This is a genomic window from Streptococcus sp. STC1396, from assembly GCF_058933875.1.
In genome coordinates this window covers 1-12,036 of record NZ_JBZYCU010000003.1, presented here as the reverse complement: position 1 = coordinate 12,036, position 12,036 = coordinate 1, and the positions used below count along the sequence as shown (strand labels likewise).

Here is a 12,036-nt window from a genome sequence, read left to right as displayed (position 1 = left end):
ATTTTTCCATCTTTCTGAGTTGCCGTTTGGTGATATACCCTCGGCGTCTGTAAGCAATAGCCCAGGAGTGAAACAGCTCAGCGCATACGCCAGCCAGAAAGAAAAGTAGTAGTGTTAAAATTGCGCCTAGTAGTTCGCTCATTTTGATAACTCCCTATGTTTTTTTATACTTTCGCGCTCAGATAGGCTTTTAGTTCTTCTGGATTGTCACATTCCAGTAGCTGATATGCCACAGCATCTAGTTCCTGATGCATTACATCCATCTGGTCATATACCTGGCTTAGAAAGTTATTTAGGCAGCCCAATAGAATAGTTCTGTCTGGCTCGCTGTTCATGGCTAGCATAAGACTGTTAGCATATCCTTTTAGAGTATCTACTCTCGTCATAACATTGGTAGTGCGTCGGCCTTGTTCTTTGATTTGCTTAACTGTCAGAGCAACTGTTTGATTTTGGTCTTGTTTTTTCATGGTATTTACCTCGATTTTTTATGTATTTAGAGTTTTTTGAATGGTTGTTTCTTATACATGATTTCCCTACGCTCAGACTCGCCAAAGTTTGAAAGCGTGAGGTGATACCAGTTTTAAGAGTTGGCGCTCTCCATATGGTCAAAGTGTCCTAGATATGCTATAATCTAGGTATAAATCTTTACTAAAACCCTTTTAATAACAGCTTGCCTGCTTGTTTATTATGTTTTAGTGATAGTGTGAAAGGCTTTGCTGATTGGTCTCGGTAAGCCTTTTTTGTTGCTCTCACGCGCCCTGTGGTGCGTTTTCTTTTGGTCTGAAGACCATGGACTTAATATCCTGATAGGTCATGCCTAGGTTAATCATAGCGATAGCCATATCTTCCAAGGCTTGGTATCTGATAAGCTCGGTACTGGTCAAGCTATCGATACCTGTCAGACCGCCACGCGCTGCCATCAGTTGCTTTTTATTCATGCCGCTAGTGCCTTTTAGCAAAAGGTTTGTAATGGTGCTATGCGGATGCTTCGGAGCTTCTTTCCAGCTTTCTATGCTGTCGTGTAAAGTCTTGCGCTTTGGCTTTTCTAAAGCACGCTGCAGCTTAAATTTTGTTAGCTCGTCCCGCATTTCAAAGAATGCTTTGACTAGGTTTGTCTTGAAGTTTCTAACGGGTCGGGTATTCCCTAGATAAGTCACTAATAAAGTCGCTTGCTGTTCGTTTAAGCGATAGATTTTTCTAGGCCGTCCGCCTAATGATCCTTTTTCAGGTTTATGGATTTCAAATGACAAAACCCCAAAGGCTTCTAAATCTTCTTTGTGCTTATCAATTAGTTTTCTGACTGAAATAATTTCTATTTCAGCATGTTCTGCCACTATTTCGTGGGTTGTATACGGCTCTTTCTTGCCGTCCATGTAGACTAGTTCCATTGGTTTCGCTCCTTTCTTACTCTTCTGGTGTCAGTAGCTCATCTAAGGTTACGCCCAGATAATCAGCGATTTTCAGCAAAGTTTCTGCTTCAGGGTTTTTGGTACGCTCGTAGTATAAAGCTGTGAGTGTGCTTTTTGAAATACCTGTAGCCTTATAGACGTCTGAAACTTTTTTGCGTTGCTTTGCCAAAAGAACCCGAAAATTATTTTGCATGTCTTTAGCCCTCCTTTTTGTTTCTTTTTAGAAAAATTGAAGCGCTAGCGCTAAAATTATGTCTCTTATTATACACTGTATTTTTATTGTGTCAAGTAAAATAATAAAAAAACTTGAAAAAATTTAGCGTATAAGCTAAAATATTTTCAAGGAGGAAAGAAATATGCTTAGAAATAATCTTGCTAAATTAATGATAGATAGAGGAATAACCGCTACACAATTATTCAATGATACAGGGATTGCACGCTCAACAATATCAAAGATTTCAAACAATAAAACCGATAAAATAAATATCTCGACCGTTGACAAGTTATGTAACTACCTAATGGTATCTCCTGCTGATTTTTTCGATTATATTCCGTTCGAAATTTCTATGAAAGCGGGATTTGATAATTACGACTCCTTATCTGAGTTAGCAGAAGAAATGCAATTTGCTTTTGAAGGTTGGGAGGAGCCTGTTTTTTTAATAATCAACATTTTTCATTTAGGAAAAAAGTTGACCATTGAATATCAAGGAAGTTGTTTTGTCAACACTCGAAACTTTTTCAAGTGCTCAAATATACAATTTAAAATTTCCAAAGATAATGATGGAGTTAGTGACACAATATTCAACTGGCCAATACAGTTTCAAAATGATTTCGCAGAAATTGTTCGTGAGTATATTCAAAGCACTTTTGATATCGAACCTAGTTCCTTGGAGGAAACAATTCATTTAGGTACTCTTTTATCTCCTACTTTCTAACCCACGCGCCACAATGTCTAATAAAATCGGCACTTTCGGCTCCCCTAAAATAGCAATTTGGACTGAACTAACCACAATATTAACAGGGAGTTGAGTAAACTTAAGATTGATAGGGATATAATTCATCATCCTGTAGAAGAATTAAAGGACATTATTGATGTATCAGAGTTTAATTACATTCGTTTCAAGAAGAATATAATTTAAAAACATCTCAGATAAAATGATGTTAAAAAAAGAAATTTATAGATTAGTTGGATAAAAAGGAGAATAATATGGGAGCAACATCAATATCAGTACGGCAAGTTTCAAAGTTCGAAATACCAAACGGAACCACGGATATAAAAAAAGCCAATGTTACTATCGGATCAATTACAACAACCGATCAAACATTGACTATCGAAGGGAAAGTATATACTAAATTCAGAGGAATTTACACAAAAAAAATTGATGATGAAATTTTGGTATTTAATTCTGATGCTGATGAATATCAACAATATAACAACTACCAAAAGGCGTTTGAATTTGACCTTTTTTACTCAAAAAGCGATCAATTATTATTTTTAAGCACAACTACTCCTACTGCTAAAAAATTTTTGAAGGAGTTAGAAAAAATTGAGAGTCTTAATATTGAATACACATCCTTAAAATTTGACTTGAAAAAGATTTCAAACATGATGCCACAAACAAAAGGTGTTAGTTTTAATAGCACAGATGCTGGCGTCTCAAGTAAATCTTTTTCAGGAGACGAAGTTGATGTAAACGACGAAGCGATCGAAGCTTTAGAAAATGATGAAGCTACAAAAATCATAGGTACGTTAGATATATTAGGTAAATCAAGAACGATTATGTTAACCCAATCTGGTACGATTCTATCCTTTACTTCTTTAACAGATATTTCTGAACAGAAGGAATATCCGATGCTGGAATTTTCTATAGCAACACTAATGAAGATCGGCGTATTATCATAACCGTGATAATGGTATATATTCTTTAATTAGTTTTTCAATATCTTTATAATTATTAGATGTTCCAAAAATCTGATTAATACCAGTCTTGACTGATAACGCATTATCTTTAAACTGTAAATCAAATTTTTTTATATCTTTTTTTCCAAGGTGACGTACAGTCAACCGATAAAAAGGATTGTATTTTTTATGTCTATCAGTTTTAATTGTTACATCAAATCGCTCTTTACTATTTTCTTCTTTGGAATAGTTAGCAAATAAGTTATCTCTTAACAACAAAAAAGTAGACCATTGTTTGTTTACATCTCTATATGCCAATTGATAATCTGCTTTTAATATCAGTCTCTGACCATCATTTTCCGGATGCAGACTAATGCTTAACTTGCTTTTTATACCTCTTTCAGATTCTATATCCATATAAATATCCTCATGGGTTTTTCTAAAAGTAGATTCATCAATAAAATAGTTTCCCGTTTTTAACTCATCTCGGATTTTTCTTTCTAATTGACTCAGTGTAGTATTTTCTTTTAAAAATCTAGAACTCTTGGGTGTAAAAGAGACCGTCTTCAAAAATAGGTACGCTCTAAACTTATTCCAATTTATATACACCCAGTCAATTTCAGAATACAAACCTGCAATCACAGGTACAATTCCCATGAAACTCGTTAGATTTACCGCAGTTGGTGAATGAATAGTTTGGTATAAATTGACCAGTGTCCAAATTAACGAAGTAACGATGAGAATAATTTTTGTGATTTTCATATTATCGCTCCTGATAAACTTTATTTAATTTGATTATAACATAAAAGAAAACCCCACACTACCCGCTTGCAAGCTCGAGTGCGAGGAACTCGTGTATAAGAACCAACCATTCAAAAGACCATTTTCTGATCCTCATTTTATCGAGAAGTGAGATAAAACGCAATATAAGCCCGTTTAAGCGCGTGTTTTCTTTTCTGGTATATTTGACCGTCCAACTCATTAAAATCGAAAATAGACGGGTTCTCGTAGATCCTAGCATGATATAAACCTAATTCAATCTAAAATCTTTTTAATAACAGCTTGCCTGCTGATGGAAAGGTATATCATGAAAATAACAGAAGTCAGAAAGAAAGACGGTAGCAACGTGTACCGCGCAAGTGTCTATCTGGGAGTGGATCAGGTAACAGGGAAGAAAGTAAAGACCAGTATCACTGGACGGACAAGAAAAGAGGTCAAGAGCAAAGCCCAGCACGCGCAGCTTGACTTTAAAGCAAATGGATCAACGGTTCATAAAGCTGTGCGGGTGAAGAATTATCAAGAATTGGCTGAACTGTGGCTAGAAAGTTACCGGCTGACTGTCAAACCACAAACCTTCATAGCGACAGAAAGAATGGTGAATAGCCACTTAATCCCAGTTTTTGGAAAGATGAAACTGGATAAGCTGACCGCTAGTTATATCCAGAGTTTCATCAATGACTTATCAAGTCGCTTGGTTCACTTTGGTGTGGTTCACTCGATAAACAGCCGTATCTTAAAATATGGCGTTTCACTGCAGCTCTTGCCATTCAACCCAGCGAGGGATATTATCCTGCCCAGGAAGCCAAAACGTGAGAGTAAAGCAATCAAGTTTATCGCTCCGGAGGACTTGAAGTCTCTTTTAGGCTATATGGAGAAGCTGGCATTCAAAAAATACAGTCATTATTTTGATTATGTGCTGTATAGCTTACTGCTTGCGACTGGCTGTCGCTTTGGTGAAGCAGTGGCTCTGGAGTGGTCTGATATTGACTTGGAGAATGCGACCATCAGCATATCAAAGAATTATAATAGGCTGGTGGATCTAGTAGGCCCGCCTAAAAGTAAAGCAGGGGTCAGAGTGATTAGTATTGACCGGAAAACAGTCAATATGCTGAAGCTCTACAAAAATAGGCAGCGACAACTATTCGTAGAAGATGGGGCGCGTGCTCCGTCTGTAGTATTTGCTATCCCGACCAAAGAATATCAGAATATGGCCACAAGGCAAGATTCCCTGGATAGGCGTTGCAAAGAAATTGGAATACCCCGCTTTACCTTCCACGCTTTCCGCCACACTCACGCTAGTTTATTGCTCAATGCTGGTATCAGCTATAAAGAATTACAATACCGGTTAGGCCATGCTACCTTGGCTATGACCATGGACATCTACAGTCACCTATCCAAGGACAAAGAAAAAGAGGCTGTTTCATACTACGAAAAAGCCATAAATGACCTGTAAGTCCACAAAAAGGTGAACAAATTTAAAAGCCACCTCATTTCAGAGGTTCACAAACCTTATCAAATCAAGGTTTATAGATAAAAAAGGAGAAAACCATGACATTTGAAGAAATTTTACCAGGCCTTAAGGCCAAGAAAAAATACGTGCGTACAGGCTGGGGCGGAGCAGAAAACTACGTCCAGCTCTTTGACACGATTGAGCAGAATGGGGTGGCTCTTGAAGTGACACCTTATTTCCTCATCAATGTTTCAGGTGAGGGGGAGGGCTTCTCCGTGTGGAGTCCGACTCCTTGTGATGTGCTCGCGACAGATTGGGTGGAAGTGAATGACTAAGACAGTACTGGTGACGGGAGCTAGCTCTGGCATTGGCCGAGCTCAGGCTCTGACCTTTTTGGAAAATGGCTACCGTGTTTACGGGGTGGACAAGGATGAAAATCCTGGTTTTCTCAATGAGCTGCGTTTTATCAAGTTGGATTTGACAGGGGATTTGACACCGCTCTTTACTAGCTTGCCCGAGGTGGACATTCTCTGCAATACAGCCGGTATCTTGGACGATTATGGTCCCCTGCACGAGACCAGCGACGAGGACTGGGAACAGATTTTTGCCCTTAATCTGACCGCGACCATGAAAATAACCCGCTTTTACCTGCAGAAAATGCTGGAGAAAAAGTCTGGTATCATCATTAATATGTGCTCGATTGCTAGTTTTCTGGCTGGTGGTGGCGGTGCCGCCTATACTGCTTCTAAGCATGCTTTGGCCGGCTTGACCAAGCAGATAGCCTTGGACTATGCGGATAAAAATATCCAAGTATTTGGCTTGGCGCCAGGCGCTGTTAAGACAGCCATGACTGCTGCGGATTTTGAGCCAGGCAGACAGGCAGACTGGGTTACTGAGGAAACGCCGATCAAGCGCTGGCTGGATCCTCAGGAAGTGGCAGATGTCAGCCTCTTTCTAGCCAGTGGTAAGGCAGCTGCTATGCAGGGCGAGATTATCAAAATCGACGGCGGCTGGAGTTTGAAGTAGTTTTAATAGTATTTTCAAATACGAAAAAGAAATAAATAGGTTACACTCTACAGAAGCATTCAAATGTGACTTCATGCTCGTCTCATCCCTCCAAGTGTGCTGAGGATTCTAAGAGCAAAATTAGCATGCTTCCATGTGAATTTGCATCCTTGAGAGTAAAAAATATTTTCCCACATATGTGTAATTTGTATGCAAAAAGTTTGAGAATTTTGAGAGGAAAGCTGGGCGATATTTCATTAGAAATAGACATTTCAACTGTCTATTTCTTTTTTGATTTTAAAAAATCTCATTTTAATGGTATAATAATGATAATATCTTAGAGAAAAGAGTTCGTTTATGACAAATTATGCCGTTATTTTGGCTGCGGGTAAAGGTACTCGCATGAAATCAGATTTACCAAAAGTATTGCACAAGGTGGCAGGAATTTCCATGCTAGAGCACGTTTTCCGCAGTGTTAGTGCGATTGAGCCAGAGAAAACTGTTACCGTTATCGGACACAAGGCAGAGCTGGTCGAGCAAGTCTTGGCAGGTCAGACAGAGTTTGTCCGTCAGACTGAGCAGCTAGGAACTGGCCATGCGGTTATGATGGCAGAGCCTGTTTTGGAAGGCCTTGCTGGACAAACTCTGGTTATTGCTGGTGATACGCCCCTGATTACGGGAGAAAGCCTGAAAAATCTGATTGATTTTCATATCAACCACAAGAATGTTGCGACTATCTTGACTGCAGAGGCTGACAATCCTTTTGGCTATGGCCGGATCGTGCGCAACCAGCACGGGGAAGTCATCAAAATCGTTGAGCAAAAAGATGCTTCTGACTTTGAGCAGCAAATCAAGGAAATCAATACAGGGACCTATGTCTTTGACAATGCCCGCCTCTTTGAAGCTCTCAAAAATATCAATACCAATAATGCCCAAGGTGAATACTATATCACAGATGTGATTGGTATTTTCCGTGAAAATGGCGAAAAAGTCGGCGCTTATACGCTGAAAGACTTTGATGAGAGTCTGGGGGTTAATGACCGTGTGGCTCTGGCTACAGCTGAATGTGTGATGCGCCGCCGGATTAACCAGCAGCATATGGTCAACGGTGTCAGCTTTGTCAATCCAGATGCGACCTATATCGATGTAGATGTGGAAATCGCGCCTGAGGTTCAAGTTGAAGCTAACGTGACCCTAAAAGGTCAGACCAAGATTGGGGGGGAGACTATCCTGACCAATGGCACTTATATTGTAGATTCAGAAATTGGTGAGCGAGCGGTCATTACAAACTCGATGATTGAAGAGTCTAGCGTGGCAGATGGGGTAACAGTCGGCCCTTACGCCCATATCCGTCCAGGATCCAGTCTGGCTAAGGATGTCCATGTTGGCAACTTTGTCGAAGTCAAGGGCTCTAGTATTGGTGAAAATACCAAGGCTGGTCATTTGACTTATATCGGTAATTCTCAGGTTGGTGCCCATGTTAACTTTGGTGCAGGTACGATTACGGTAAATTACGATGGTCAGAAGAAGTACAAGACCGTTATCGGAGACAATGTCTTTGTCGGTTCCAACTCGACCATTATTGCCCCAGTTGAGCTGGGTGACAATTCATTAGTCGGTGCGGGTTCTACCATAACGAAGGATGTGCCAGCAGATGCCATCGCTCTGGGACGCGGTCGTCAGATAAATAAAGAAGACTATGCTAAGCGTCTTCCTCATCACCCTCAAAATAAGTAGGTTCAGTTATGGAATTTGAAGAAAAGACCGTCCAACGGACGGAAATTTATCAGGGACCGATTTTTAAAGTGGTTCAGGATCAGGTAGAGTTGCCAGAAGGCAAAGGCCAAGCCCAACGAGATTTGATTTTTCATAATGGCGCTGTGGCTGTGATTGCTATCACTCCGGAAAATAAGATGATTTTAGTCAAGCAGTACCGCAAGGCGATTGAAGCGACTTCTTATGAGATTCCGGCTGGAAAACTGGAAGTGGGAGAAAATGCGGATCCTCAGGCAGCCGCTTTACGTGAGCTGGAGGAAGAAACAGGCTATACTGGTGACTTGGAGTTGCTTTATGATTTTTATTCTGCTATTGGTTTTTGCAATGAAAAAATCAAGCTTTACAGCGCCAGCCATTTGACAAAAGTGGAAAATCCACGTCCTCAGGATGAAGATGAAACCTTGGAAATCTTTGAAGTCAGTCTGGAAGAGGCTCAGCAGCTTCTTGCTAGTGGGGACATCTGTGATGCCAAGACTATCATGGCCCTTCAATATTGGCAGCAAGAAAAAAACTTGAAGAAATAGGAATGTAGAACAATGGGAAAACCCTTATTAACTGATGAAATGATTGAGCGTGCCAATCGAGGTGAAGACATTTCGGGGTCGCCTATGATGGATGATGAGGAAACAAAGGTGATTTCTACCGCCGGGAGAGGTGGTTTTGGTTACTCTGCCCCGCGCAGAAATGTAACTCAAGACACCCTGAAGATTGATGTAGAACCGACAGTGACTAAAAGCCGTCGGATTGAAAATCAAAAGCGAAGCATTTTTCAGGCTAAACTAAATAGAATTCTCTTTTGGATTGTGATTCTTTTGGTTGTATTAATCGCAGCAATTATTTGGCTATAATAAAGCGAGAAGCCAGGCTTCTTCGCTTTTTAATGTGAATGGAGGAAATGAGTAATCATGAAAATTGGAATTATCGCAGCCATGCCCGAAGAGTTGAAGATTCTGCTGGAGCATTTGAAAAATCCGCAGAAGCACCTTCGGTTGGGTCATGTCTATCATACGGGCTCTATCGGCTATCATGAAGTGGTCTTGGTCGAAAGCGGGATTGGCAAGGTCATGTCAGCTATGAGTGTAGCTGTTTTAGTCAATGACTTCAAGGTCACAGCCGTGATTAACACAGGCTCGGCTGGAGCAGTGGCAGAAGGGCTGGCTATCGGCGACGTGGTAGTCGCAGATCGTCTGGTCTACCATGATGTGGACGTGACGGCCTTTGGCTATGACTACGGTCAGATGGCACGGCAGCCGCTCTATTTTGAAGCTAGTCGCTATCTGGTATCTGAAATGAAGAAAATTTTGGAAAAGACCCATCAGAAGGCAAGAGTAGGTTTGATTGCGACAGGTGATAGCTTTGTTGCTGGTCAAGACAAGATTGACCGCATCAAGGAGCATTTCCCAGATGTCTTAGCTGTGGAGATGGAAGGCGCAGCTATTGCTCAAGCCACACATTCGATTGGCCTGCCCTTTATGGTCATTCGGGCCATGAGCGACACAGCTAGCCATGATGCCAATGTCACTTTTGATGAATTTATTCTTGAAGCTGGTAAACGCTCTGCAGAAACCCTGATTCAATTTCTGAAAGAATTGGTTTAAAGGAGGAAATATCATGAATCAAGAGTCTTATTTCGATGGCGGTCTCTTTTCTTACATCGGTCATGTGATTTTAGCTACCTTGATTACAGTATTTACGCTGGGAATTTGTGCACCTTGGGGCATGTGTATTCTGTATAATTGGAAGATAAAACATACAGTTATTGACGGGCACCGTCTTTACTTTGACGGTACTGCCATGCAGCTTTTTGGAAATTGGATTAAGTGGTGGCTCCTGACCATTGTTACCTTTGGTATTTATGGATTTTGGCTGAAGATCAAACTGACCCAGTGGATTACCAAGCATACACATTATTTTGATTAAGATAAAGCAAGTGGGCACTAAGTGGCTCGCTTTTCCTTTTCTTCTGTCTTGCCAAAAAATCCCTTTTGATGGTATAATCAAGGAACTGCAATCAATGATAGAGGAGAAAAAATGAGTATCTTAGAAGTAAAAAATCTCAGCCACGGTTTTGGAGACCGGGCTATTTTTGAGGATGTATCCTTCCGCCTGCTTAAGGGAGAGCATATCGGATTGGTCGGTGCCAATGGTGAGGGGAAATCAACCTTTATGAGCATTGTGACTGGTAAAATGCTGCCGGACGAAGGCAAGGTCGAGTGGTCCAAGTATGTGACGGCTGGCTATCTGGACCAGCATGCCATGCTGGAGCAAGGCCAGTCTGTCCGTGATGTGCTGCGGACGGCCTTTGACGAACTTTTCAAGACCGAGGCCCGTATCAATGAAATCTATATGAGCATGGCTGAGGAAGGAGCGGATGTCGATGCCCTTATGGAAGAAGTGGGCGAGTTGCAAGACCGCTTGGAAAGCCGGGATTTCTATACTCTGGATGCTAAGATTGACGAAGTCGCACGGGCCCTAGGTGTCATGGACTACGGTATGGAAAGCGATGTGACGGAGCTGTCTGGTGGGCAGCGGACAAAGGTTCTCTTGGCCAAGCTGCTTCTGGAAAAGCCTGATATCCTGCTTTTGGACGAGCCGACCAACTATTTGGATGCGGAGCACATTGACTGGCTCAAGCGTTACCTACAGAACTATGAAAATGCCTTTGTTCTAATCTCGCATGATATTCCTTTCTTGAATGATGTGATCAATATCGTCTACCATGTAGAAAATCAGCAGTTGACCCGCTATTCTGGGGATTATTATCAGTTCTTAGAGGTCTATGAGATGAAGAAATCTCAGTTGGAAGCCGCCTATGAGCGTCAGCAGAAAGAAATTGCGGATCTCAAGGACTTTGTAGCTCGCAACAAAGCCCGTGTGGCGACCCGTAATATGGCCATGTCCCGCCAGAAAAAGCTGGATAAGATGGACATTATTGAGCTGCAGAGTGAAAAGCCTAAGCCTTCCTTTGACTTCAAGCCTGCTCGCACACCTGGCCGCTTTATCTTTCAGGCTGAGAACTTGCAGATTGGGTATGACCGTCCGCTAACCCAGCCCCTTAACCTGACTTTTGAACGCAATCAGAAAGTGGCCATCATCGGGGCAAATGGGATTGGGAAAACAACTCTTTTGAAGAGTCTCTTGGGGATTATACCACCAATCGCTGGGGAAGTTGAGCGTGGGGACTATCTGGAGCTGGGTTATTTCGAGCAGGAAGTCGAAGGTGGTAATCGTCAGACACCGCTTGAAGCAGTCTGGAATGCCTTTCCGGCCCTCAATCAGGCCGAAGTCCGAGCAGCTCTGGCTAGATGTGGTTTGACTTCCAAGCATATCGAAAGCCAGATTCAGGTTCTCTCAGGTGGGGAGCAGGCCAAGGTTCGACTTTGCCTCCTCATGAACCGAGAAAATAATGTTCTGGTTCTGGACGAGCCAACCAATCACCTGGATGTAGATGCCAAGGAAGAGCTGAAACGCGCCTTGAAAGAGTACAAGGGCAGCATTCTCATGGTCTGCCACGAGCCTGATTTCTATGAAGGCTGGATGGATCAAATCTGGGATTTTAACCAGTTGACTTGATAAAATTTAATAAAGGAAAAGAGAGTGGGACAGACAGCCATGACGACATAGCCGTCACCCACAGAAATACGAAAATAAAGAAAACAGCCCTCATTTAGAAGTATAATATAAGTGAGGGCTTTGTGGTTGATAATTTCTTGAAT

15 protein-coding genes are annotated in these 12,036 nt (G+C 41.6%); 11 read left to right on the top strand and 4 right to left on the bottom strand.

Annotated features, from left to right (window positions below; all coding sequences use genetic code 11):
* Positions 1-164 precede the first annotated feature (164 nt).
* From AC5FEC_RS01630 to AC5FEC_RS01620, 3 genes are all read right to left on the bottom strand, one after another.
* Positions 165-467: a hypothetical protein gene (locus tag AC5FEC_RS01630; RefSeq protein ID WP_493661085.1), complete on the bottom strand. Its 303-nt coding sequence runs from the start codon at positions 465-467 to the stop codon at positions 165-167.
* 282 nt (positions 468-749) lie between these two features.
* Complete coding sequence (locus tag AC5FEC_RS01625) at positions 750-1,388, bottom strand: Rha family transcriptional regulator (protein WP_493661084.1); 639 nt, start codon at positions 1,386-1,388, stop codon at positions 750-752.
* A 16-nt stretch (positions 1,389-1,404) separates the two neighbouring features.
* The gene (locus tag AC5FEC_RS01620) at positions 1,405-1,602 is read right to left on the bottom strand and encodes a helix-turn-helix domain-containing protein (RefSeq protein ID WP_045498795.1); all 198 of its coding nucleotides are present in this window, start codon (positions 1,600-1,602) and stop codon (positions 1,405-1,407) included.
* 163 nt (positions 1,603-1,765) lie between these two features.
* On the opposite strand from AC5FEC_RS01620, the gene AC5FEC_RS01615 reads away from it, so the two are divergent.
* Together AC5FEC_RS01615 and AC5FEC_RS01610 are read left to right on the top strand one after the other, a co-directional pair.
* On the top strand, positions 1,766-2,344 hold the full coding sequence (locus AC5FEC_RS01615) for a helix-turn-helix domain-containing protein (RefSeq protein ID WP_045498796.1): 579 nt from the start codon (positions 1,766-1,768) through the stop codon (positions 2,342-2,344).
* 272 nt (positions 2,345-2,616) lie between these two features.
* The gene (locus AC5FEC_RS01610) at positions 2,617-3,312 is read left to right on the top strand and encodes a hypothetical protein (RefSeq protein WP_268735032.1); all 696 of its coding nucleotides are present in this window, start codon (positions 2,617-2,619) and stop codon (positions 3,310-3,312) included.
* Here AC5FEC_RS01610 and AC5FEC_RS01605 read toward each other — a convergent pair.
* Entirely contained in the window at positions 3,307-4,071 is a 765-nt protein-coding gene (locus AC5FEC_RS01605) for a hypothetical protein (protein ID WP_268735031.1), read from the bottom strand. The genes AC5FEC_RS01610 and AC5FEC_RS01605 overlap by 6 nt on opposite strands.
* A gap of 325 nt (positions 4,072-4,396) precedes the next feature.
* Between AC5FEC_RS01605 and AC5FEC_RS01600 the strand changes: the two genes are divergently transcribed.
* The 9 genes from AC5FEC_RS01600 to abc-f all read left to right on the top strand — a co-directional run bounded on the left by AC5FEC_RS01600 (position 4,397) and on the right by abc-f (position 11,893).
* Positions 4,397-5,542 (top strand): tyrosine-type recombinase/integrase, encoded by a 1,146-nt coding sequence (locus tag AC5FEC_RS01600; protein ID WP_493661083.1) that lies wholly within the window; start codon positions 4,397-4,399, stop codon positions 5,540-5,542.
* Positions 5,543-5,637: 95 nt separating this feature from the next.
* Positions 5,638-5,874: a DUF2829 domain-containing protein gene (locus AC5FEC_RS01595; RefSeq protein ID WP_037615139.1), complete on the top strand. Its 237-nt coding sequence runs from the start codon at positions 5,638-5,640 to the stop codon at positions 5,872-5,874.
* Positions 5,867-6,565: a 3-oxoacyl-ACP reductase gene (locus AC5FEC_RS01590; protein ID WP_493661082.1), complete on the top strand. Its 699-nt coding sequence runs from the start codon at positions 5,867-5,869 to the stop codon at positions 6,563-6,565. The genes AC5FEC_RS01595 and AC5FEC_RS01590 overlap by 8 nt, the downstream gene beginning before the upstream one ends.
* Before the next feature lie 336 nt (positions 6,566-6,901).
* Entirely contained in the window at positions 6,902-8,281 is a 1,380-nt protein-coding gene (gene glmU / locus AC5FEC_RS01585) for a bifunctional UDP-N-acetylglucosamine diphosphorylase/glucosamine-1-phosphate N-acetyltransferase GlmU (RefSeq protein WP_037615143.1), read from the top strand.
* 8 nt (positions 8,282-8,289) lie between these two features.
* On the top strand, positions 8,290-8,844 hold the full coding sequence (locus AC5FEC_RS01580) for an NUDIX hydrolase (protein WP_037615144.1): 555 nt from the start codon (positions 8,290-8,292) through the stop codon (positions 8,842-8,844).
* A gap of 12 nt (positions 8,845-8,856) precedes the next feature.
* Positions 8,857-9,168: a cell wall synthase accessory phosphoprotein MacP gene (gene macP, locus AC5FEC_RS01575; protein ID WP_037615146.1), complete on the top strand. Its 312-nt coding sequence runs from the start codon at positions 8,857-8,859 to the stop codon at positions 9,166-9,168.
* A gap of 57 nt (positions 9,169-9,225) precedes the next feature.
* Entirely contained in the window at positions 9,226-9,918 is a 693-nt protein-coding gene (locus AC5FEC_RS01570) for a 5'-methylthioadenosine/adenosylhomocysteine nucleosidase (RefSeq protein WP_493661081.1), read from the top strand.
* 13 nt (positions 9,919-9,931) lie between these two features.
* On the top strand, positions 9,932-10,240 hold the full coding sequence (locus tag AC5FEC_RS01565; RefSeq protein WP_493661080.1) for a DUF898 family protein: 309 nt from the start codon (positions 9,932-9,934) through the stop codon (positions 10,238-10,240).
* 111 nt (positions 10,241-10,351) lie between these two features.
* Complete coding sequence (gene abc-f / locus AC5FEC_RS01560; protein ID WP_493661079.1) at positions 10,352-11,893, top strand: ribosomal protection-like ABC-F family protein; 1,542 nt, start codon at positions 10,352-10,354, stop codon at positions 11,891-11,893.
* Positions 11,894-12,036 lie beyond the last annotated feature (143 nt).